General features: G+C 38.9%; 18 protein-coding genes, 2 pseudogenes and 1 riboswitch. Of the genes and pseudogenes, 14 read left to right on the forward strand and 6 right to left on the reverse strand.

Translation table 11 applies throughout. The features are described from left to right. Positions 1 to 420: a Cu(I)-responsive transcriptional regulator gene (gene cueR / locus FTV11_RS09710; RefSeq protein ID WP_180073912.1), complete on the forward strand. Its 420-nt coding sequence runs from the start codon at positions 1 to 3 to the stop codon at positions 418 to 420. Between the two features lie 66 nt (positions 421 to 486). Beyond that, positions 487 to 681, forward strand: a complete 195-nt coding sequence (locus FTV11_RS09715) for a heavy-metal-associated domain-containing protein (protein ID WP_078190942.1) — start codon at positions 487 to 489, stop codon at positions 679 to 681. Between the two features lie 67 nt (positions 682 to 748). Here the strand turns inward: FTV11_RS09715 and FTV11_RS09720 are convergent, their stop codons facing one another. After that, positions 749 to 1354 (reverse strand): TetR/AcrR family transcriptional regulator, encoded by a 606-nt coding sequence (locus FTV11_RS09720; RefSeq protein WP_078190941.1) that lies wholly within the window; start codon positions 1352 to 1354, stop codon positions 749 to 751. A gap of 606 nt (positions 1355 to 1960) precedes the next feature. Here FTV11_RS09720 and FTV11_RS09725 point away from each other — a divergent pair. From FTV11_RS09725 to FTV11_RS09740, 4 genes are all read left to right on the forward strand, one after another. Beyond that, positions 1961 to 3739 carry an acyl-CoA dehydrogenase C-terminal domain-containing protein gene (locus FTV11_RS09725; protein ID WP_180027128.1) on the forward strand — a complete coding sequence of 593 codons (1779 nt, stop codon included), beginning with the start codon at positions 1961 to 1963 and terminating at the stop codon, positions 3737 to 3739. A gap of 101 nt (positions 3740 to 3840) precedes the next feature. After that, positions 3841 to 5010 (forward strand): thiolase family protein, encoded by a 1170-nt coding sequence (locus tag FTV11_RS09730; RefSeq protein ID WP_180008861.1) that lies wholly within the window; start codon positions 3841 to 3843, stop codon positions 5008 to 5010. A gap of 133 nt (positions 5011 to 5143) precedes the next feature. Beyond that, positions 5144 to 6643, forward strand: a complete 1500-nt coding sequence (locus FTV11_RS09735) for a succinate CoA transferase (RefSeq protein WP_180008859.1) — start codon at positions 5144 to 5146, stop codon at positions 6641 to 6643. Between the two features lie 223 nt (positions 6644 to 6866). Further along, a complete protein-coding gene (locus FTV11_RS09740; protein ID WP_180048939.1) occupies positions 6867 to 7184 on the forward strand; it encodes a hypothetical protein in 318 nt (105 codons plus the stop codon). A gap of 91 nt (positions 7185 to 7275) precedes the next feature. Here the strand turns inward: FTV11_RS09740 and FTV11_RS09745 are convergent, their stop codons facing one another. Beyond that, the gene (locus FTV11_RS09745) at positions 7276 to 7977 is read right to left on the reverse strand and encodes an HAD family phosphatase (protein WP_180008858.1); all 702 of its coding nucleotides are present in this window, start codon (positions 7975 to 7977) and stop codon (positions 7276 to 7278) included. Positions 7978 to 8167: 190 nt separating this feature from the next. Between FTV11_RS09745 and FTV11_RS09750 the strand changes: the two genes are divergently transcribed. The 4 genes from FTV11_RS09750 (at position 8168) to uca (ending at position 14422) form a co-directional block, all read left to right on the forward strand. Then, positions 8168 to 9061: a LysR substrate-binding domain-containing protein gene (locus FTV11_RS09750; protein ID WP_078190935.1), complete on the forward strand. Its 894-nt coding sequence runs from the start codon at positions 8168 to 8170 to the stop codon at positions 9059 to 9061. Positions 9062 to 9259: 198 nt separating this feature from the next. After that, positions 9260 to 9371: riboswitch (guanidine-I (ykkC/yxkD leader) on the forward strand. A 29-nt stretch (positions 9372 to 9400) separates the two neighbouring features. Beyond that, positions 9401 to 10138: an urea amidolyase associated protein UAAP1 gene (locus FTV11_RS09755; protein ID WP_180073913.1), complete on the forward strand. Its 738-nt coding sequence runs from the start codon at positions 9401 to 9403 to the stop codon at positions 10136 to 10138. 11 nt (positions 10139 to 10149) lie between these two features. Further along, positions 10150 to 10812 (forward strand): urea amidolyase associated protein UAAP2, encoded by a 663-nt coding sequence (locus tag FTV11_RS09760; protein ID WP_180073914.1) that lies wholly within the window; start codon positions 10150 to 10152, stop codon positions 10810 to 10812. A 4-nt stretch (positions 10813 to 10816) separates the two neighbouring features. After that, complete coding sequence (gene uca, locus FTV11_RS09765; protein ID WP_180073915.1) at positions 10817 to 14422, forward strand: urea carboxylase; 3606 nt, start codon at positions 10817 to 10819, stop codon at positions 14420 to 14422. 72 nt (positions 14423 to 14494) lie between these two features. On the opposite strand, the pseudogene FTV11_RS09770 reads toward uca, so the two are convergent. The 3 genes and pseudogenes from FTV11_RS09770 to FTV11_RS09780 form a co-directional block, all read right to left on the reverse strand. Next, a pseudogene (locus tag FTV11_RS09770) lies at positions 14495 to 16410 on the reverse strand (AAA family ATPase). Between the two features lie 84 nt (positions 16411 to 16494). Beyond that, complete coding sequence (locus FTV11_RS09775) at positions 16495 to 18459, reverse strand: triacylglycerol lipase (protein WP_180073916.1); 1965 nt, start codon at positions 18457 to 18459, stop codon at positions 16495 to 16497. A 188-nt stretch (positions 18460 to 18647) separates the two neighbouring features. Further along, entirely contained in the window at positions 18648 to 19730 is a 1083-nt protein-coding gene (locus FTV11_RS09780) for a putative zinc-binding metallopeptidase (RefSeq protein WP_180008846.1), read from the reverse strand. Positions 19731 to 20177: 447 nt separating this feature from the next. Here FTV11_RS09780 and FTV11_RS09785 point away from each other — a divergent pair, with 447 nt between their 5' ends. The 3 genes from FTV11_RS09785 to FTV11_RS09795 are packed head-to-tail and all read left to right on the forward strand — an operon-like array spanning position 20178 to position 21843. Beyond that, positions 20178 to 20618 (forward strand): ribbon-helix-helix protein, CopG family, encoded by a 441-nt coding sequence (locus FTV11_RS09785; protein ID WP_180008844.1) that lies wholly within the window; start codon positions 20178 to 20180, stop codon positions 20616 to 20618. A gap of 11 nt (positions 20619 to 20629) precedes the next feature. After that, positions 20630 to 20824 (forward strand): hypothetical protein, encoded by a 195-nt coding sequence (locus FTV11_RS09790; protein WP_180008842.1) that lies wholly within the window; start codon positions 20630 to 20632, stop codon positions 20822 to 20824. Beyond that, positions 20821 to 21843 (forward strand): ABC transporter substrate-binding protein, encoded by a 1023-nt coding sequence (locus FTV11_RS09795; protein WP_180008840.1) that lies wholly within the window; start codon positions 20821 to 20823, stop codon positions 21841 to 21843. Before FTV11_RS09790 ends, FTV11_RS09795 begins: the two co-directional genes overlap by 4 nt. On the opposite strand, the pseudogene FTV11_RS09800 reads toward FTV11_RS09795, so the two are convergent. After that, positions 21761 to 22392, reverse strand: a pseudogene (locus tag FTV11_RS09800) (epoxyqueuosine reductase QueH). The gene FTV11_RS09795 and the pseudogene FTV11_RS09800 sit on opposite strands and share 83 nt — an antisense overlap. 614 nt (positions 22393 to 23006) lie before the next feature. Here FTV11_RS09800 and FTV11_RS09805 point away from each other — a divergent pair. Continuing rightward, complete coding sequence (locus tag FTV11_RS09805; RefSeq protein ID WP_180073917.1) at positions 23007 to 23996, forward strand: putative oxygenase MesX; 990 nt, start codon at positions 23007 to 23009, stop codon at positions 23994 to 23996. Positions 23997 to 24246 lie beyond the last annotated feature (250 nt).

The raw sequence follows: 24246 nt of genomic DNA on the forward strand, positions 1-24246 counted from the left end.
ATGAATATTGGACAAGCAGCGAAAGCTTCGGGCATTTCTGCAAAAATGATCCGTTATTATGAATCGATTGGGCTGTTAAATAATGCAAAGCGCACCGATGCAGGCTATCGAATTTACTCGGAAGCCGATATTAAAACCTTGAGTTTCTTAAGACATGCGCGTGATTTAGGTTTTTCTTCTGAACAAATGAAAGATTTACTTGGGCTTTGGAAAAATCAAAGTCGGCAAAGTGTAGAAGTTAAAGCATTGGCGTTAAAACATATCCAGACCTTAAATCAAAAAATCGCAGACTTACAGGCCATGGTTGAGCTCTTGCAACAATCTGTCGATGGCTGTGCGGGTAATGATCAAGCCGATTGTACGATTTTAAATCAAATCGAAACAGGCATGGCTGAGTGTTGTCATACATCGAAGAATTAAACTCGCTTGACCTTACAATCGTGGCAAGGTTTATAGTATTGATATTAGAAAATAAGGATGAACAGCATGAAATTTCGTATTGATAATATGACATGTGGTGGTTGCGCACGTAGCGTGACAGCAACGATTAAAGACTTAGATGAAAATGCAACGGTTACTATTGATGTAGCAACAAAATTAGTTGACGTTGAATCTAGTGCTAGCGCAGAGCAATTGATTAGCGCTTTAACCGAAGATGGCTTCCCACCTGTGATTGCATAACCTAGATATTGTTTAATGAAAAAAAAAAGCCGAACAATTGTTCGGCTTTTTTATTTATAAATCAATTCTATACGGCTGAAATTTTATCTGGCGTCATCAGCGCCTGATTAATATATAGCTTGATTAAGCGTTCACGTGAACCGATTGATTTTTGATAATGCGTTGAATTGAGGAGTAGGGATGCACCATAAGTGACCGTCCAAATATAAGATAAATAATCACGTATCGACATTGCGCTTTCAAGTGATTTTAGATAATCACTGGTCATATCCTTAATTTCAATAATACGTTCTTCACGAACACGATAGAGCTCTTCAAATAACTCTTTTAATTTACGTTCATTATTGGTTAAGCGTTCTTCAATGACATGTAATAATATAGTTCTATTAGAATTCAACATATTATAAAGCATATATTGTGAAACATAAGTTTTAATATCATGATTATATTTTTTTGAAATTTCTAATAATCGTTTTTCATTTAAGATAATCAGTTCTAAATATAATTGGTTTTTACTTTTAAAATGTTTATAAATCGTGCCTTTGGCAATATCTAGTTCACAAGCTAACTCACTTAAGGTGATGTCTTGATTATTATCTAATAGCAGGGTTTCTGCCATGGCTAAAATTTTTTCCTTGCGAAGGATAAAATTTTGTTGGCGTACTGAACTCATGATAACTGTTCCATAAACATCTTGAGGGTGAACAAGCCTAGCTTAAGCTAAATCTTGTGAATCTTACATTCCACTATGGTCTCAAATATTACATAAATTGGTTTAAAAATAAACACATTAGTAGAGTGCGTAAAACATATAGAATTCATAGCATAAAATTAATGTCAATAAAACTGAACCCTTGAGGTCATTTTTTTGAAATAAAATTCCATTTTTATTTTTTTTAATTTATTGTCTTTTCGCTTTTACAACAAAAGCAGCATTTAACAAAACGGTCTTGGTTGTTATGTTATTAATACAACCTAAATTAAACATGATTATGGGTACTATTATGTTTGGTTTTAATCAATTACCAATTATAAATTTAGTCAACTCAATAAATTTATTTAAGTGTAATAAAATAATGCTGCTCAAAATATCAGGTGGTTATTTTTCACTTGTCGGTAAAAACACATTATCTATATTCTTTTTAGATATCTATCTGAAAAAACAGATCTTTAAAAAAATCCACACAAAATTGATTTGATGATTTTGTGCGGGAGCGTGCAACTTTAAAAAAGTACTTTGTCAAAGACGCTGACAAAGCCTGTAGAAAAGGAAAGTACAATGCCAATATACAATGCGCCGTTAAAGGACATGGACTTCATCTTAAATGATGTATTCAATGCAGATGAGTTCTGGCAGTCAAATGAAAACTTAGCTCATATTGATATGGCGACTGCAAATGCTATTTTAGAAGAAATGGCTAAGTTTTCTAAAAACGTTATTCTAGACTTGAACCGTACAGCCGATGAAGAAGGTGGTGCGCAGTTTAGTAATGGTATTGTTACTACGCCTACAGGGTTTAAAGACGCTTTTAAACAATTCGCCGAAGGTGGTTGGGTTGGTTTAGGCGCTTCTGAAGAATGGGGCGGCCAAAACATGCCGAAAATGTTGACGGTACTTGCTGACGAAATGATTTGGAGTACCAATCCATCATTTATGTTGTATCCACTACTGACTGTGGGTGCAGGTATGGCGATTAATGACCGTGCTTCGCAAGAGCAAAAAGAAACCTATCTTCCAAAATTTTATACGGGTGAATGGTCAGGCACTATGTGTTTAACTGAACCACATTCAGGGACTGATTTGGGGATCATTAAAACCAAAGCAGAGCCGAATGAAGATGGTTCATTTAACATTACAGGCACGAAAATTTTCATCACCAGTGGTGAACATGATCTGTGTGAAAACATCATCCATCTTGTGTTAGCAAAAACGCCAAATGCACCTGCGGGTTCACGTGGTATTTCATTGTTTATCGTTCCAAAATTCCATGTCAATGCCGATGGCTCAGTCGGTGAACGCAATGCTGTTTCAGCGGGTTCAATTGAACACAAGATGGGTATTAAAGGTTCTGCAACGTGTGTCATGAACTTTGATGGCGCCAAAGGTTATATCGTTGGTAAAGAAAACGAAGGTCTTTCGGCGATGTTTGTCATGATGAACTATGAACGTTTATCGATGGGTATCCAAGGGATTGGTGCTGCAGAATTTGCTTACCAAAATGCTGCACAGTATGCGACTGATCGTCTACAAGGTCGTTCTGCGACAGGTGTGAAATCTCCTGAAAAACCAGCAGACTCTATTTTGGTACATGGTGATGTACGTCGTATGTTGTTGAATGTACGCGCCAACAACGAAGCATCTCGTGCATTTGCTGTGTATGTTGGTCAGCAACTGGATATTACAAAATATTCAACTGATGAAGCTGCTGTGAAAAAAGCCAATGACCGCGTGGCTTTATTGACACCTATTGCAAAAGCCTACCTAACAGATACAGCCCTACAAGCTACTTTAGAAGCGCAAATGTGCTTTGGTGGTCATGGCTATATCCGTGAATGGGGTATGGAGCAATGCATTCGTGACTTACGTATTTCACAGATTTACGAAGGCACAAATGGCGTACAAGCGATTGATTTAATTGGACGCAAAACTACGAAATGTAATGGTGCATTTATTGCCGATTACATTGCTGAAATTCGTGACTTTGCTGCAACCATGGCTGATTCAAAAGTTAAATCTGCAGCATTGCAAGTTTCTGACGAAGTTGAAGCATTAACGCAATTCATTATTGAACAATCTAAGACCACCCCAGACTTTAGCAGTTCGGTGGCAGTCGATTACCTGCACGCTGTTGGTTTACTCAGCTTTGTGTATATGTTTGCGCGTATTAGCAAAGCTGCTGCTGCAAAACCAGAGAGCTTCTTCCAAAACAAACTGGTACTCGCAGATTTCTATGTTGAGAAAGTTCTACCTGACCTTGCTGCCCGTGCTCAACGCATTAAAGCAGGTTCTGAACTTATCATGCAGCTATCTGAAGAATACTTCACCGCTCAATCTTAAGGTTTCATCGAAACCACTGTGAAAAACATTAAGATGGAAAATCTGAGGAACCAGTCATGGTTCCTTGGGGTTAAAAGATTTAAAACAGGATGAAATAAGAAATGATTGTAATTGTAGATGGCGTACGTACAGCGATGGGTGGTTTTCAGGGTTCACTTTCATCTTGTACAGCCCCAGACTTAGGTGCTGCAGCGATTCAGGCTGTTGTTGCACGTGCAGGTTTAGAACCTACAGATATTGACGAAGTTATTTTTGGCTGTGTATTACCGGCTGGTCTTAAACAAGGTCCTGCACGCCAAGCGATGCGTCAAGCAGGCTTACCAGATACAACGGGTGCCACCACGATTAATAAAATTTGTGGTTCAGGCATGAAGGCGGTGATGCAAGCAGCTGATGCGATTAAAGCCGGTTCTGCTAATATTGTGGTTGCTGGTGGTATGGAGTCGATGTCAAATGCGCCATATTTACTTGAAAAAGCGCGTTCAGGCTATCGTATGGGTCATGGTAAAACCACAGATCACATGTTCCAAGAAGGCTTAGAAGATGCTGAGACAGGTTTATCGATGGGTATTCTGGCACAAGATATGGCAGATAAAAAAGGCTATACCCGTGAACAGCAAGATGCTTTTGCCATCAACTCACTCAATAAAGCCGTTGCCGCGATTCAAGGCGGTTTCTTCAAAAATGAAATCGTGCCAGTTACTGTTAAAAGCCGTAAAGGTGACGTCGTTGTTGACACAGATGAACAGCCATTAAGTGCTAAGCCTGAAAAAATCCCAACACTGCGTCCTGCATTCAAAAAAGACGGCACGATCACAGCTGCCAATGCCAGCTCAATTTCTGACGGTGCATCTGCTTTGGTGGTTACATCAGAAGAAACGGCTCAAGCACGTGGTTTAAAACCACTAGCAAAAGTCGTTGCTTATGCCACAAATTCACAGCATCCGTCAGAGTTCACGATTGCTCCAGTCGGTGCTATTGAGAAAGTGCTTGCACAAGCGGGTTGGGATGCACAAGAGGTTGACCTGTGGGAAGTCAATGAAGCATTTGCTATGGTTACAATGCTGGCGATTGATGGATTTAACTTAGATGAAGCAAAAGTGAACATTCATGGTGGTGCTTGCTCACTTGGTCACCCACTAGGTTCATCAGGTTCACGTATTATTGTGACGCTGATTCATGCCTTAAAACGCACTGGCGGTAAAAAAGGTGTCGCAGCACTGTGTATTGGTGGCGGTGAAGCAACTGCAATTGCGGTTGAACTGATTTAATTTGCCTCAATTTATATAAGTAAGCTTTTAGATAAGTACGTTTTTAGATAAGCAATAACAAACGCTATCTCAGTTCGCTGGGATGGCGAAAAAAGATGTTTATTTTGAGATATTTATTTTTTGAGATTTAATTATGAATGGTTTAGATCGCATTCGCTTACTCTCCCTTCGCGACAAAGTGATGTCTGCTGAAAAAGCGATTGAGTTAATTCAAGATGGTTCAGTGGTTGGTTTAAGTGGTTTTGGTGGTGCAGGTGAGGCAAAGACGGTTCCTTTGGCGCTTGCAGATCATGCAGTTTCACATCCTCTTCGTATCACTTTGGCAACGGGTGCTAGTTTAGGAAATAGTATCGATGGTCGTCTCAATGCGGCACATGCGATAGAACGTCGTTATCCGTATCAGGCAGATCCTGGTTTACGTAAAGCCATTAACGCTGGCGAGGTCATGTATATTGACCAACACTTGTCTGAAATGGCTGACAATATTCGTCATCATAATTTACCGCGCATTAATGTGGCCGTTATTGCAGCGACTGCAATTACCGAAGATGGTCAAATTATTCCGACAGGTTCATGTGGTAACTCAGCCAATTTCATTGAAATGGCAGATCATGTGATTATTGAAATTGATAATACGATTAACCCAGTGCTAGAAGGTGTACATGATATTTATGTGCCGAAAGCGCGACCAAACCGTGGGCCAATTCCACTGACTCAGGTCGGTGAACGTATCGGTACGATTGGGATCAATGTCAGCCCCGATAAGATTTCAGCTATTGTGTTGAATGATCTGCCAGATACCCAGTTTAAAATGGATGAACCTGATGCTGAAACCCTAGCGATTGCTCAGCATCTGATTGATTTCTTTGAAGGTGAAGTCGCAGCAGGGCGTTTGCCTGAAAATTTAGGCCCGCTACAGTCAGGTGTGGGTTCGATTGCCAACGCTGTATTTGCCGGTTTTGAGCATTCGAATTTTCATGATTTGGAAATGTATTCAGAAGTACTACAAGACTGTACTTTCCAGCTAATTGATTCTGGAAAAATGAAATTTGCTTCAGGCTGTTCAATGACGTTGTCTGAGCCTTGCGCACAGCGCGTGATGAACAATTTTGATCAGTACAAAGACAAAATTGTGTTACGTCCACAAGAGCTATCCAATAACCCTGAAATCATTCGACGTTTAGGCATTATCGCGATTAATACGGCGCTTGAGTTTGATATTTACGGAAACGTAAATTCGACCCATGTGACGGGTACCAAAATGATGAATGGTATTGGTGGTTCTGGAGACTTTACTCGTCATGCGCACATTGCCATTTTCGTAACCAAGTCGATTGCAAAAGGCGGTGCGATTTCATCTGTAGTCCCAATGGTGAGTCATACCGACCATACTGACCATGACGTTGATATCGTGGTTACAGAGCAGGGCTTGGCAGATTTACGTGGTCTTTCACCACGTGAGCGTGCACGTAAAGTCATTGAAATCTGTGCGCATCCAGATTATCGCGCAGCATTGTTGAGCTACTTTGAACGCGCATGTGAGCGTGGTGGTCAAACGCCGCATATTTTAAAAGAGGCTTTATCTTGGCATGCCACTTTTGAAGAAACTGGTTCAATGCGTCAAATCGTATAAATCTAAAGATTGAAAATTTTTAAATAAGCCCATGATCAAGTGGGCTTATTTTTTATGAAAGACTACAAATGTTTCAAAACATGACAAAAGAAAAACAGCAGCACTTGGTTTGAAACTTTTGCACAACACGAACGGTCTTAAGTTCTGTTCAAGGCTTTCTATAATGCAAAATTCATTGACAAAGAAGGTCAGTATTTTGAAAAAGATTCAATTTTTTTTTGCGATGTTGTTCGCAGTTCTCCTCACTGCATGTAAACAAAGTCCAGCGCCTGATTATGCTGGAACATGGCAAAATACCGCAGTAGATCCGCAACTTGAAAATGCGTTGATTATTAGTAAAAATGGTGAAAACTATTTCATTACCAATACTTTAAAAGATAAACAAAGTGGTAAATCTGAAAAGAAAAATCCTGTACCTGCATCTGTCGCTGAATCTGGTTTACTCGCTTTAAACTCTGGGACAGGTGCTGTTGAATTTGCAATTGACGAAAAAACTGGAAATTTAGTCGGATCTGGATCAATTTATAAAAAAGTAAAATAGATCAATTATCTATTGATGCAAAAATATCAAAAGCAGCCTCTAAATTGGGCTGCTTTTTTTAACTCTAAAGCGAATGATTGATTACTAGTCATTAGTTTAAGACAGAAGAGAAATCATGGATAAAGTAATCCGCTTTATTTTTGATTTGCTCAATTTCGTGCTCTGAATATGCGTCATACACGGCAACGACTTCAATGCCTGCGGCATTTGCGGCTTCTACACCAATGAGCGAATCTTCAAAAATTAAACATTCTTCAGGTTTTACTGCAAAATGTTCAATCGCCTGTAAATAGACTTCAGGATGCGGCTTAATATTTTTGACACTTTCACGGGTCAGGATCAGATCAAAAGTATTTTCAAAATGCAGCTTTGGATAAATGTTGATATTTTTTTGATATCGATAAATATTTTGCAAGCTGGTCGTGGTGGTAATTGCCACCTGAATACCTTGCTGAATGAGCTGTTGAACAAATAACGCTGCATGTGGTTTAAGCAAGATGATATGTTCTAAAAAATGCTGTGAAATGGCATATCGTTGCTGTTTGATTTGATCAGCCGTGTGTTGTTCAATTTTATAAGTATCTTTTAGATAGTTACAGTACATTAAGTAAGGGTCTGCGGTGTTTTTAAATAATTGCAGCTGAATGTCACGTTCACGTTGAATGAAATCCAATTGGATGGTTTGTCCAGTTAACTGTTGAATCAAATCTGCATCGACCTGATTCCACACGCCAACAGAATCGATAAGTGTGCCATCTAAATCAAAACAAACCAGTTTTTTTCCTTGAAGCATGTTGATATCCAAATTCGAGCTATGTCTATTATGCGGACTGATTGGAGTGTTGAAAAGCTGAACTCAACTGAGCAGGCTAAACTGGCGTTTCATCTGCAATAAAAGTAATATTTCGTTATTGGCTTTTTGTATAATTCAGCAGATGATGCACAGCATAACTTGCAATATTTAATTAGGGACTAAATCTTTCGTGTTTGAATTGGACTGTAAACTTCTTAGCATTTTTTTTCATGTTTATAAGTACAAAAATGTGTCGCAAGCTGCTGAACACTTGCAAATGAGTCAGCCTACAGTCAGTAATATTTTAAATAAAATACGACAGCATTATAACGACCCCTTATTTTTACGTATCGGCAATGAAATGGTGCCTACGGAGTTATCGCGTCAATTATTTCCTTTAGTCAGCGAAGCCTTGAGTAAAGTTGAAGCCATTAATAATTTTACGATTAATTTTGATCAAGCTATTTCAGATCAACAATTTACTTTGGCCATGACCGATGTTTCGCATTTGGTTTTATTGCCTAAAATCAGCCAATATCTAAAAAAACACGCGCCACAAATACGTCTGAATGTACGCCCGATTACCACTGAAACCAGTTATCAGATGGCGAATGGTGAAATTGATTTAGCACTGGGGTTTTTACCGCATTTGGAAAGCGGCTTTTATCAGCAAAAACTGTTTGAGCAATATTATGTGGTGATTGCAGCCAAGGACCATCCACGATTAACGGGTGACACCATTACAACTGAGCAATATTTATCAGAGTCGCACATTGATATTGATGCAGGGATGGGGCACTACCATATTGAAAATGAGCTGCTTAACCTTGATTTAAAACGTGATATTTTGATGCGTTTACCTAGTTATTTAGGTGTAGGCTTAGTCGTGCAAGACACTGATGCGATTGCTACTGTGCCGTATTACTTGAGTGAAGTATTGCTTTCGCGCGGCAACTTAAAAATATTTGACGCACCGATTGCATTTCCAACCTATGGCGTGAAGCAATATTGGCATATGTCTTGCCATCATAAAACCAGCCATCAATGGCTACGTCATATGTTCCATGAGATATTGGTAAAATAATTTTTATGCATTACATAAAGCCCAAAAATGATTTTGGGCTTTTTTTTTTGCAATTTTTGCAGCAATTTTGTGCATGGGCTGCACCCGATTTGGTCATGCTATAGCTCAATACTATAAAAAAGTCTAATAAATAGCAGTATTACTTTTATATAAATTGGTAATACTAAATTGGCACAGCCTTTGCATTTCTACATACATCATAAAGTGATCTAGGGTTCCGATACATCTTCATGTATGACCGCGACCGAGAGTTCACGGCTTCGTTTTAATTCAAAGCAAAGCTGCACGGAGGGATAAAAGCCCGGGAGGTAAATAGTTAAGATTTAGGCAGAGGCTGCAATGAGCACAACACATTATCATGACGATAAAGCACTATGGACTGAACTTTTACCGGGTGGACACCACTGGTCAGCGCGTATTCAGCGTGGCGCAGTATTACAGCTTAAATCGCTAGGGCAAAATGCCAATGTGTCGCTGTACTGTGTAAATAGTGAAGATAAGCTTGAACGTTACAACATGCCAGATAGTCTTAAGGGGCAGCACACGGCGTATTTAAGTACAGGGCATATTTTGGCGTCGGATTTAGGTCGTGCCATGATCTCGATAGTCAAAGACGATCACGATTGGAACGATGCATTTTGTGCACCAAGTACAGCACAACAAATCGAAAAACAATTTGGTTCAAAAACTTTCCAAGATGCCCGTAATAATATGTACCGCAGTGGTAAGGATAGCTTACTGCTTGAAATGACCAAGTTTGGCTTATCTGCAACTGACCTCAGCAGTACCTTAAATTTATTCTCTAAAGTTCAACCTGATGACAATGGCAACTTAAGTTATGTTGCATCGGACAATACAAATCAAGTCATTGAACTGCGCTTTGAAATGGATTGTTTGGTCTTTTTATCTAGTGCACCACATGGATTATCTCAAGCAGAAGAATATAACCCTGCTGATGTACAACTAAGTTTATTTAAGGCGTTGCCTTTGGCAGACACCGATGTTTGCCGTGATTCTTGCCCGCAAAATCAACGTGCTTTTCAAAATAATAAACGCTATTACGCTTTAACGGCTTGAGGGGAATGATCATGACTGCATTAGTAAATCCAACACAAAATTTTGAAAAATCAGTGTTAAGCGAAGTATGTCCTGCCGGCGAAGCTTGGATGTGCGAAGTCAAAAAAGGGCAATATTTCCGTATCGTTGACCTCGAAGGCAATCAAGCGGTGGATACGCTATTTATCTCTAGCCAAAACCCTGAAGAGCGTTATAGCGCGACGGATACTTTAGCGATTAACCAACAGATTTATTTAGAAAAAGGCACGGCGCTATACACTAACTTTGGCAAAAAAATTGCTACCATCCATGACGATAATTGTGGCCGTCATGACACCTTAGGCGGTGCATGTTCATGTGAAAGCAACACTGTTCGCTATGCACATGACAAATTTCCAATGCACAGTTGCCGTAATAATTTCATGATTGCGTTGTCACAACATCCGATTGCAAAAAAACATGGCTTAAACGTGCGCCATATCGGCCCAAATATTAATTTCTTTATGAATGTTCCTGTGACAAGCGAGGGTCATTTAAAGTTTGATGATGGTATTTCTGCACCAGGTAAATATGTCGAAGTGAAAGCGGAAATGGATTTAATCGTCCTCATTTCCAATTGTCCGCAACTGAATAACCCATGTAATGCCTATAACCCAACAAAAATTCAATTGATCATCCGTGACGGTGAGGAGTAATACCATGTTCAATAAAGTCCTCATTGCCAACCGTGGTGCAATCGCGTGTCGAGTGATCCGTACACTCAAAAAATTAGGCATTCAATCTGTTGCTGTGTATTCCGAAGCAGACCGTGATTCTTTGCATGTGACCTTAGCTGATGAAGCAGTATTTATTGGTGATAGTCCTGCCAGCCAAAGCTATTTAAATGTCGATAAAATTTTAGAAGTCGCAAAACAAACAGGTGCAGAAGCGATTCATCCGGGCTATGGTTTCTTGTCTGAAAATGCAGAATTTTGTGATCTCTGTGAAGCTCAAGGCATAGTATTTTTAGGGCCAAATTCGGCACAAATGAAATCATTTGGCTTAAAACATATTGCACGTGAACTTGCAATTCAAGCCAATGTACCACTTCTTCCGGGCAGTCAGCTTTTGGCAGATGAAGCCGAAGCCTTAACGGAAGCTAAACGTATTGGTTATCCTGTGATGCTGAAAAGTACCGCAGGCGGTGGCGGTATTGGTATGCGTTTGGTGTGGAATGAAGAAGAGTTGAAAGATGCTTATTCTACGGTTTCATATCTTGCCCAAGCCAACTTTAAAGATGCAGGCTTGTACCTCGAAAAATTCGTACAAAATGCCCGTCATATCGAAGTGCAGATTTTTGGTGATGGCAATGGCTTAGTTTTAGCACTCGGTGAGCGTGATTGTTCGGTACAACGTCGTAACCAAAAAGTCGTGGAAGAAACCCCAGCACCGCATATCAATGATGATCAACGTGCCTATATTCAATCGGTTGCGATTGGGTTGATGCAGTCGGTGAATTACCGTTCGGCAGGCACAGTAGAATTTGTGATGGATACCGACACACAAGAATTCTATTTCTTAGAAGTGAATACCCGTCTACAAGTGGAACATGGCGTAACGGAGCAAGTGTTTGGTGTAGACCTTGTGGAATGGATGGTCACTCTCGGTAGTGGCGATTGGATTGCACCAACAGAACAACTTGAATCGAAAGGTCATTCGATTCAAGTGCGTTTATATGCCGAAGACCCGATCAAGAACTTCCAACCCAGTGCTGGTTTACTGACGCATGTTGAGTTTGATAGTAATGCCCGTAATGAAACTTGGGTGGAAACAGGTTCCAATGTATCGTCATTTTATGACCCGATGATTGCCAAAATCATTGTCACTGCAGATGATCGTGCTTCTGCGATTCAAGCCATGCTTGACACTTTGTCGAAAACTTCAGTTGCAGGGATTGAAACCAATCTTGAATATCTACAAAACATCATCGACTGCGATGTGTTTAAAGCCGGCACGCAAACCACACGCTTCTTAAATACCTTTGAGTGGAAAACTCAAAAGGTTGAAGTGTTGCAAGCGGGTATTCAAACTGCCGTGCAAGACGTCACAGGTCGTTTGGGCTATTGGGATGTGGGTGTACCACCATCAGGTGCCATTGATCCACTGTCACTTAATGTTGCGAATCAATTGTTAGGCAATGCATATAACACGGCAGGGCTTGAATGCACTTTGCAAGGCCCAAGTTTAAAATTCCACTGTGATAGCCAAATTGTATTGGCGGGTGGTGATATGCCATCAACGCTTGATGGTATGTCTGTACCAATGTGGCAAACCGTGAATGTGCGTAAAGGTCAGATTTTAAAATGTGGAAAAATCGCCACAGGTTGCCGTACCTATATCGGCATTAAAGGCGGTTTGAATGTACCTGAATATTTAGGCTCACAAGCAACCTTTACCCTTGGTCAGTTTGGTGGTCATGCTGGTCGTAATTTATTGATTGGAGATATGTTGCCAATCATGGCATTTACATCTGAACAAGTGACAGCGCTTGCGCCTGAACAAGTGCCAACGTTTAGTCATGAATGGGAAATTGCGGTGATGTACGGCCCGCATGGTGCACCAGACTTCTTTACTAAAAAAGACATTGATACCTTCTTTGCCAATACTTTTGAGATTCACTTTAACTCAAGCCGTACAGGTATTCGTTTGATTGGTCCAAAACCTGAATGGGCACGTGAGGATGGTGGTGAAGCCGGTTTGCATCCATCGAATATTCATGACAATGCTTATGCCATTGGTGCTATCGACTTTACGGGTGATATGCCGATTATTTTGGGTCCAGATGGTCCAAGTTTAGGAGGCTTTGTTTGTCCTGCCGTGGTGATTAATTCTGAGCTTTGGAAACTTGGTCAATTGAAAGCAGGAGACAAAGTCAGATTTATACCTGTGAGTTATCATCAAGCGAAACTTTTAAATGAAAAATATCATGCACAATTAGAAGCATCTGATACGCAGGCTGTAGCTTTTGACGAATCGTTCTATCCTGAACTTTCCACCTTAAAAAATGCGGTGCTTGACACTTTAAAAGGTCAGAATGGCTTGCCGGATGTGGTGTATCGTCCTGCTGGCAACAACTACATGTTGGTGGAATATGGTGAGTTGGTTTTAGATCTGAACTTACGTTTCCGTATTCATGCACTCATGCAATGGGTTGAAAAGCAAAATATCACAGGGATTATTGATCTCACACCGGGCATTCGTTCGTTACAAATCCATTTTGATTCGATCAAGCTTGATCAATTGGATTTATTGCGTTTGCTACAAATCGCTGAAGCTGAACTGCCTGATGTGACCCAAATGCAAGTACCGTCACGGACTGTGTATTTACCACTTGCTTGGGAGGATACACAAACCCAGCTAGCGACAGAGCGTTATATGCAAACCGTACGTCCAGATGCGCCATGGTGTCCTGACAATATTGAGTTTATCCGTCGTATTAATGGTTTAAAAGACAAACAAGCGGTCAAAGATGTGGTTTATGACGCGAGTTATTTGGTCATGGGTTTGGGCGATGTGTATTTAGGTGCACCTGTGGCAACACCATTAGATCCGCGTCAACGTTTAGTGACCACCAAATATAACCCTGCACGGACATGGACGCCTGAAAATGCTGTCGGTATTGGCGGTGCATATATGTGTGTCTATGGTATGGAAGGTCCGGGAGGCTATCAGTTCGTGGGTCGTACTACGCAAATGTGGTCTCGTTATCGTAAAAACCCTGACTTTGAGCAAGGTATGCCGTGGTTATTACGCTTCTTTGACCAAATTAAGTTTTATGAAGTGTCTGAAACTGAACTTATGCAAATGCGTGAGGACTTCAAAGCAGGTCGTTTAAAACTGCGTGTAGAAGAAGGTGTACTCAACCTAAAAGAATACAATGACTTCTTGACTGAAAATGCAGAATCAATCTCAGCATTTAAATCCATCCAACAAGCCAATTTTGATGAAGAACGTCGTCGTTGGCATGAAGCTGGGCTTGCAGAATATGTGTCTGAAAGTTTAGATGCTGTAACCGATGATAGTGATATTCAAATACCTGATGGTGGCTGTGCGGTAGAGTCTCACATGCCGGGCAGTATTTGGAAAATTGAATGTGCATCAGGTGATATTGTGGAAGAAGGTGCTACGCTTGCAGTGATTGAAGCAATGAAGATCGAGATTCCAATTATTGCACCTGAACGTATGCGTGTAGATGCGATTACCATTGAAAAAGGGCAAACGGTGAAAACGGGGCAAGTGTTGTTTACGTTAGCGCCAGTGTCTTAAAAAATCCTCCCTAACCCTCCTTTTTCAAAGGAGGGAATTTCCCCTCTTTATTAAAGATGGGTTAGGGGAGATTTAAGAATTACACTTTTCAATATGTTTGAAAATTCGGATGCATAGATCCTTTGCTTTTGGTGTCAGTTCCCAATCAGGATTTTCATCAAAATATTTGATGATTTCACGACAAAAATCTAGTTTATATTTAATGGTTCCTACACCTGTACCATCGGCAAAAGCAGTTTTTTCAGCAGAAGTTCTTGGATTTCGTATTTGATCATCCAATAATTTTCCTATGCCATAATCTTTATGATCAAAATAATCTAATGAATTAATTCCCTCTAGCTTTTCGATATTAAATCCTTGAGAGGTCTTCCTTTTCATATTACTGAACTTTTTCTGAGCTACATAAAGAATAGAATCTTTAGGTAAAGTATTTTCTGTTTCTTTACAGTCCAAAATAATTAAATTTTCTTTATTTAATTCCTTTCTTAATAACTTTATTTTTTCAGAATTTTTTTGTATGTCGCCATCAGCAATTAATAGCATGTCACTTGCAACTGCAGTTGCACTTTGACCACGGTCTTGCTTTAAAAATTCGATTCTTTCTTCCCGTGTTTTAGGATAATCATCATCAAAAGACCAATGAGATAAATTGCTGCCTGCATATTCCACAAACGTATAGTGATAGTTCGGCATAAATCTACGGAATTTTTTATAAAGCTCCATATCAGCTGACTCTAGTTCAGCTAAATATTTTTCCATATATTTAGTGATATAAAGCCGATCTGTAATGCCCTCTACCCAAATGGTGCAATTTGCTAAATAGACAGAAGATGGACGTACGCCTAATGAAGCAAGTAAGTCTCGATCTCTGTCACAACGGTAAATTTTAAAATCAAATTTCGTAGGATCTTCTTCTTTAGGTTGCTTTACGAACTTTTGAATCATGACTTGGTCAGATTCATCTGCCATATCTAGTAAATGGTTGGAGTGAGTAGTAAAAAAATAATAATGCGGTGTTTCATTAAGATAAAAGTTCATCAATTGACGAACCATACCTGCATGCATGTGCAGTTCTGGTTCTTCTATGAAAAGGCATGCGTTTCTGGTTTGCCTTCTTTGTCTTTACTTTTTATATAAGCTTCATAAGTTAAGATTATCGCTTGTTGTAAGCCATCACCCAACTGTGAAATAGGGAATTGTTGATCGTTACCAATTTTAATATTTACAACATCTTGATCATGCTTAGGGATAAGTGAAACAGTCTCATTATCAAAAAAATATTGACTTAATTTTTCTTCATAATCTTTAATTAGTTCACGTTGTTCAGGTTCACCTAAAAGATGAATTTTAAGTTCATTGTATAAGCATTCACCAGTAATAATATTATTAGAGTTAAATTTATTCGTATCTGAAAAATAATCTTTTTGGGCTCGTTTAATATAAGGCTGTGTATTCTCTTGTTCTGTGACAGGACGCATACCGCGTAGGATAGGGATATAAGATTTTGATTTTTCATAAACTATATTATTTTCAAAATCATTAACATATTTCTGAATTTCAGAAACTTTATATGTAAATTCTTGTGTATATTCAATTCTCACTTTACTTAATTGATCTATTGTACGCTGATAATTCTCTTTATATCTATTTCTAGGAAAAATAGGACAGTCTATGGCATCATTTATCAATTTAAATAGTGTAGTTCGATTTTCGCCTGAGCTCATCGCCCCAAGCCAAATAGTACCTTGACTTGATTCAATGATGGATTTTAATTCAGTAAAATAATTAGATAAATTAGGAAAAGAAAAGTCTGGTATCGTATGTGTACTATTTATGAACAAGTTTCTTAAGAAACGGCTTTTACCGGCATTGTTTTTACCAATAAAAAAATTGAGCCTTTTTATCTCAATTGAATAAGGAAAATCGTTGTCAATATCGGAATTATAGCCTTCTAAATTTTCTGCCCAATAATATAATTTTTCTGTCATATAGCCCCCAAATATAGGAGCTAATTTAGCAATAAAACACTGCTTTTAAAAGATAATTTATAAATACATAAAGCAATTTTATCGTTATTGATTCAACGCTTCATTGTCCATATGCACTCTCAAAATGCGTCGTAACTCTAAAATGGCATCCGCAGACTCATGAATTGAATGTCCACCATAGAAAATCTTTTCAGACACCGCGCCATCTAAATGAGAACTTGTATAGGGAACAATGCCATCCGACATTTTGCTCGGTTCAGTACTTTGCGTCTGATTCCCCATAATAGAATGATAGGGAATATCTTTATTTGGCATGATGTCAGCAGACAACAGCATAAAACGTGATTTTTGACTTAAATCTGCTGGCCCAGACTTAATCAGACCCATAGTTGAATTTTTTGCATTTGGGATTTCAACATTGACATCATTTAAAAAACTTAAAGGCAATACCACGATTTTTTTCGCCAAATTGGTAAACCAGCGGTCTGCATAGTCAGTACCATGATGCGGTGCGGCAATGAAAATTGCACGACTAACTGGCTTCAATGGTTTAAAGACAAAACGATCGCGGATAATTGGATGACGTTGTAACTGTGTATTTTGTTCATAGTTCATGAGTGGAATAGCTTGAGCGGAAATATCTGCATCACTAACCAATAAACGACTGATGATGCCGCCCATACTATGTCCGATAATGACAGCATCTTGAGCCGAAGGCGTATTGGGCTGAACAGTTGCAAATGCCTGTTTGAGTAAAGCATTGATTTGAAAACGACTCTCAAATATTGGCATATTGGTTGAGTAAAACACTTGCCAAACTTGGTAATGATCACGTAGTTTTTGATCCCCCATAATGTTATTGGTCAGGCCGATCCACGTTTCAGGACTGCTGGCTAATCCGTGAGCCATGACAATAATCTTTTTATTGGGTTGATAAGGCTCTAACATAAACACATGTGGCATGCGCAAATGTTCTTCCTTATTCAGAAGTGTCCAATAGCCAGATTGTCCTAATTTATTTTCGGCTAACCAAAGTCCATAAGGCACAGAATAATTGGCCGTTAGGGTATAGGACTGAGATTCAATTTTTGCCTTTTTAAATTGATAGGGATTAAATAATTCAACCTTAAAGTCTGATTGCGGCGACAAAATTTCACTAATGCTGCTATTGGTCTTGGCAGGCTCGGCGATCGCACTAACAGATAAATAGCGTGCAGTATGGATATTCGGGTTGGGTTTATTTGAATAATACTGTTCAGGATCTAGTATAAAAGGCTGCGCAGCAGACAGATCCGTAGCTTTTTTGACTAAGACAAATTCAGAACCAATGCCTTCCTGACGGTTAATGGTTTTTAAGCCTGAAAAATTAAAATTATAGCTCGACAGTAATTTATCAATGTCCGCATTTTTGATTTCAGGATAATGTTCATAGTTAAAATGATAAAGCGATGAACCCAACATTAAACTTTCAGGCATTTGCTGATAGTCAAAGCGGGTGAATGATGAGGTGATCAGACGTGATAAAGCCACATTATAAAAGGTGCGGACTTGTCCCTGACGCAAATCAAATAAGCGTTCTTCTGGGGCTTGAGCGGATTTAAATAGATAGACATAGCTGTAACGCAGACTGAAATCAAAGTCTGCAAGCTGCTGATCCATACACATTTTAATTTTGCTTGAAGCTAATTTTCCGCTGTGTTGTTTTAAGCTTTTTTTGCATTGTGGATTTTGATCGGCGCTTAAAGCACGTGCCATGTACAGCTCACTTGCTGATGCATAGACTTGAGCAATATCTAAAGTTTCATTGTTACGCATTTTGTGAATACAACTTTCAAGCGCATTTAAACAAGATTGGTCGCTTTCATTCACCATTAACAGGATTTGATGGCTAAATGTACTGAGCTTTTGATGGGTTAATATGCTGTCTGTTTTATTATTTAGTGACGCACTGAGTTGATTTTTTTGTAATTTGACCAATTGGCATCCACTGAGCAAACTCAGGCTGATGATACACATAAAACGAGCGGGTAAATGCGTGAAAGGCATCATTGGAAAGGTCACAGGCATCTATTTATTGTTATTTTAACCTTTATAAAATAGTAAAAATAGGGCAGGTGTTACAGCGCTCAATCCAAGAAAATTACTACGTATACATCCTTTCTATAAGCTAATGTACGAATGCTGTAATACAGAAAAGTTGATCTGAGGTTCAAACAATATCACGTATTAAATTTAATCTAATTGTGCTGCTGGTTTTTTAAGGTCATGTTGAGCAGTTTGTGGTGAATGAATCGTAATTTATCCAATACTGGATTCGACAATGTAAATGGATATGCATCATCTAAGCCCATGCTGCGGTTCAATGCATTTAAATTAAAGGTCAACGTCATCCAATGTTGCAGCAAGAGGTCAAAATTCTGAGCGCCAATCGGGTTCTCTTTCAGTTCTAAATTATTCAAATCTGACTTATTGGTTTTGACCACTAATCCTGCATAGTAGGCGGTTTCAAGAGTGTCCATCATGTGCAAATAATGCGCCCATGTTTCCGCCCAATCTTCCCAAGGATGCGTACTGGCATAGGAACTAACATAGTAATCCGCCCAATTTTGCGGAGCACCGTCATTATAATGACGTTTCAAAGCTTCACTATAATCTTGTCGTTCATCACCAAACAGTTCTCGAAATTCATCAATCAGCTCTGGGTGTAAATGTTTAATCAAATCAAAATAATAATGACCACTTTCATGTCTAAAATGACCTAGAAGTGTACGGTAGTTTTCACCCATTTTTATACGCGTTGTTTCGCGGTAAATCACATCTGCTTCACTGGCATTCAAGGTAATAATTCCATTGGCATGACCGGTCATAACAGGTGTATTTTCTGTTGGCATCAGAAAATCAAAACGAAGTCCAAAACGGTCATCTTGGCTGCGTTTAGGACGCGGCATGGTATTGAGCTGCTGCATTAAATACAAAAAACGCCGTTTAGCATGTTCCAATCGTGCCCAGTACACAATATGGTCTGGGTTATCTAAGTTGGGAATGGTGTGCGTGAGCAGGCAAGACTCACAATAAATTTCCTCACTGTCAGCAGGCACCATCCAGTTACATATCTGATGATGCTGATAATTATGACAAGGTTTAAAGCGTTTTCCCTTTATTTCAGGATTTAACGCAAGCCACAGCGTAGTGCTGTGCTTTTCAAAACAGCCCATTTGCTTTTCAGAGGCAATATAACCCAGCGCAGTCTGACAATTGACACAGTGTGAATTGGCAAAAAAGATTTGGTTAGAACATACCGCGCAGCTGAAATATTTCATAGGCGTTGAGTGATGAATAGAATGATCAATCAGTATAAATGATGTTCAATGTTGATGAAATAAATTGAACTTCGAGTTTGTTACATGTCGGTCAATGCTCTTGTTTAAGAACAACGACCTTAATAAATGGTCCTTCATCAAATAATACATCGCAGTATTAGTGCAAATGGGGCGGTAGGAGTGCGTTTATCGCACAAATAATGAACAATAAAATCTAAAAGAAAGTTAAGAGTCCCAAAAAACGATCATTTTTCATGTTCCTCACTTGGCACAGTTTCTGCATTTCTATCGATATTACGAAATAAATATTTCGTATTACTTAAACAGGAGATGCATATGAACCGCCATCAATCTGCAACATTTCTGCATCAATTAAAGCAATTTTTTATTGAGCTACTGAGCGCCCGTGCGGGTTTCTATATTCAGCAAAAAAAATAAGGAACAACAGTGCCTAAACAAAAGCTGGCGCGTATCAGTATTACAGTACCTGAAAAAACAGTCGATGCTTTGGATCAAAAAATTGCCGATCAGCATTATGAAAGCCGTTCTCAGGCCATTGTCGACATGATCAATAAGCATCTGATTGCCGATCAGGAGCAACGAAATGAAGTGATGGTCGGCACATTTACCTTACTTTATGACGCAAGTAGTACGGCGCTACGTATTCAGCTTTTAGATTTACAGCAGCAGTTTTTAGAACAAGTAGTGAGCTCGCTGCATATTCAACTCGATGACCACAAAATTTTAGAAGTCATGATTCTGCAAGGCGTCAGTTCAGAGCTCAAAGTTATCAGTCAGCATTTTTCAGCACTTAAGAGTGTGATTAAAGGACATTTGGAGTTGATGGACGCTGTGATGCCGCCAATTCCGCAAAATGCAAAGAATTAAGGAGTTTTAAAATGGGCCAATTATATCGATCACAAGGTCATAAAGACCAAATCACAAATAAACAGCAAGCACATGCTATTGCAGCCAACCATAGACCAAATCGTGCAAAGCACAATGCTAAATCAGTCAGTAATCCGAATACACCATCGTTTTTGTACACCAATACCAAATTTAACTGTAATGCCATCGGGGAAATCGCACTATGATCAAAAAAGCCTGCTTATCTGCATCCGTTTTGACCGCCATCTTACTGGGTGGTTGTGACAATACAGCCAAAACACCTGAACCAAACGCGCAAGCAGAAGGCACAGTCAATACAAAAGCCATCACAATTGGCTATAGCGACTGGCCTGGTTTTGTCGCATGGCAAGTTGCTATTGAAAAAGGCTGGTTGAAAGAAGCCGGTGTCAATGTGGACTTTAAATGGTTTGATTATTCAGCTTCATTATCTGCATTTGCGGCTAATCAGTTGGATGCTGTTTTGGTCACTAATGGCGACAACTTAGTCACGGGTTCTGGCGGCACGAAAGGCGTCATGATTATGGCGACGGACTATTCTGCGGGTAATGATGTCATCATTGCTAAAGATGGCGTCAATAGCCTTGCCGATTTAAAAGGAAAAAGTGTCGCGACTGAAAAAGGCTTGGTTGATCATTTGCTTTTAGCGACGGCTTTGGATGATGCAAAAATTCAAGCTTCTGAAGTGAAGTTGGTCAACACCATGACCAATGAGCTGCCACAAGTATTTGCAAGTCCTGATATTGCAGCGATTGCCGTGTGGCAACCGGTCGCAAATCAAGCTTTGAAAGCTGTTGCTGGCTCTAAAATTATTTATACATCGAAAGATAAACCCGGTCTGATTTACGACACATTAACCGTCAACATGACGCATTTATCTGCCAACAAAGAAGAATGGAAAAAAATCATTCAAGTTTGGGATAAAACGGTTAAATACATCAACGACCCTGCAACGCATGCCGATGCAGTGAAAATCATGTCGACCCGTGTTGGCGTTGATCCTGCACAATATGAACAGTTTATTGGAGGGACACATTTACTGGATTTAGCTGCCAATAAACAAGTCTTTAAAAAAGGTACAGGATTTGATTCACTTTATGGCTCGAGTTATCACGTGAACAAATTTAATGTTGCCAATGGCATTTATAAAACCGAAATGGATGTCGATGGATCAATCTATCCAACGTTGGTTGAAGAACTGAAATAAGTTGAAATATAGCTAAAAAAAGCCCTGAATGATGTAAAAATTTCAGGGCTAACAACATCAATTTAATGTCCCAATAACTTATGCCTTCATAATATGAAGCGGAGCGATGACCACAGTCATTAATCTGCTTTATATTTTTCCAGCGTGAAATTCCCAGTGAGCTACTAATTAAGCTAAAACCATGTTCTGCCGCATAAAGTGCAGTACGCTCGAAGCGCATATCAAAACACATCGTGCAACGAATGCCTTTTTCAGGCTCATTTTCATAGCTTTAGCGCGAGCAAACCAATTGTCTGTGTCATAGTCAGAGTCAATAAACGGAATATTGTGTTTTTCTGCAAAGCGGATATTTTCCTCTTTACGGATTTCATATTCTTTTACTGGATGAATATTGGGATTGTAAAAAAAGATCGAAAAATCAATACCAGATTCAATTAAAGTTTCCATGACTTCGCCAGAACAGGGCGCACAGCAAGAATGCAATAAAAGCTTGTCATGACCTGTTGGGAGCGTCAGTTTCTGACGGTCAAGTTTGTTAGACATAATCATAAGCTATAAGTATAAACTTTATATTTTAGCGATTCATGGACATATCAAAGCTCGAATATGCTGATTTTTTCTAAGTACAAGTTGAGTCATATTCAGTATATTGACTAAAAAGCTGAAACGACATGAATATATGCTTATTTCATATTTTGTTTATCTATTTATGGCAAGGTTTAAGAACTTTATAGCTCAGGACAAAAGTATATTAGTGTTACAGATTCAATATTAAAACAATTAGTGATTTGATCTTTTTTCATTTTAAAGTTAGAAAAATTCACCCTAATGAATAAATCGCTAAATTTTGAGAGTTGAGATATTGAGCCAATCTGTACGATTCGACACATTTCAGATGTGTGTTTGAATGAAAAAATTTTCATTGAATTTTTTTTAAGCCCTTATTTACATTAAATAAAATTTAAATGCTACCTGGGTGGCAGTTTTTTTATCGCCAGTTGAATGATGCATAGTTGAAGAAAATTCATTGTATTTAAATCTTAAACATGAATTTATCTCACTTTTAGTTGAGGTTAAATCATTTTTATTCATCTTAAGTTTCACGTATAAATTACTTCATACAGAAATTTTGATTATTTTTAATTTTAGGGTAGTGAATCTCCATGAGTCATAAATTTGCATGTTCAATCAAACGTATCCGCTTTGATGAAAACTATAAACCAGCTGACAATACACGTTTAACAACGAACTTTGCCAATTTGGCACGTGGTGAACACCGTGAAGAGAATCTGCGCCGTACTTTGGCAATGATTAATAACCGTTTCAATAGTTTAGCTACTTGTGACAACCCAAATGCAGATCGTTATTCACTTGAAATTGACATCATTTCGGCTGAACTCGATGTGGAAGGCAATGGTCAAACTTTCCCATTTATTGAAACTTTAAAGAGCACCATCATCGACCATGAAACCAATGAACGCATTGAAGGCATGATCGGCAACAGTTTTTCATCGTATGTACGTGACTATGACTTCAGCGTGGTATTACCAGCACTCGGCTGTAAGTTCAATGAAAAACCTGAAGATTTTGGTGATTTACATGGCAAGCTATATCAACATTTGATCAATTCAGATGTATTCAAAGCTGAATTTAAAAAACAGCCTGTCATCTGTTTAAGTGTTTCAACGACAAAAACCTATTACCGTACTGCAAATGTGCATCCGATCTTAGGTGTGGAATACACTAATGATGATTACTCCCGTACAGATGATTATTTTGCAAAAATGGGCTTAAGCGTTCGTTACTTTAAACCTGAAAATGCAACTGCACCATTGGCATTCTATTCGGCAAATAACTTGCTCAGCGACTATACAGATTTCGAACTGATCAGCGCGATCAGCACCATGGAAAGTTTCCAAAAAATCTACCGTCCTGAAATTTACAATACCAATGCGACAGCAGGTTTAGTGTATCAACCAAGCTTAAGCTTCGGTGATTATTCATTAACCCGTATTGTGTATGACCGTGTTGAACGTGGTCAGTTGGCGGTTAAACAGGGCAAATGGACAGAAAAGAACTTTATCCAGCCATATAAAGACATTCTGAATGAGTGGGCGGCTAATTTTAGTATTGAAAATGCAGCCGCAGCTTAATTTTAAATCACTTGTGATTTAAAGCACCTGTTTTAAAGAATATGTTTCATGCATCAGTTAATTTGTGATCAATATTTATTTCGTAAAGAAATTTCCCTCTCCTTTTAAGGAGAGGGTTAGGGAGAGGATATATATGAAATATTCCCTCATCCTCTTGCGGAGCATGCTCCTCATCCCATAGGGAGAAGGGACTTTCAATATGAATTTAATAATCAATTGATAACTTTTTGGTTTTTGCAAAATTTAGAAT

This window comes from Acinetobacter sp. YH12231, from assembly GCF_013417755.1.
GTDB lineage: Bacteria > Pseudomonadota > Gammaproteobacteria > Pseudomonadales > Moraxellaceae > Acinetobacter > Acinetobacter amyesii.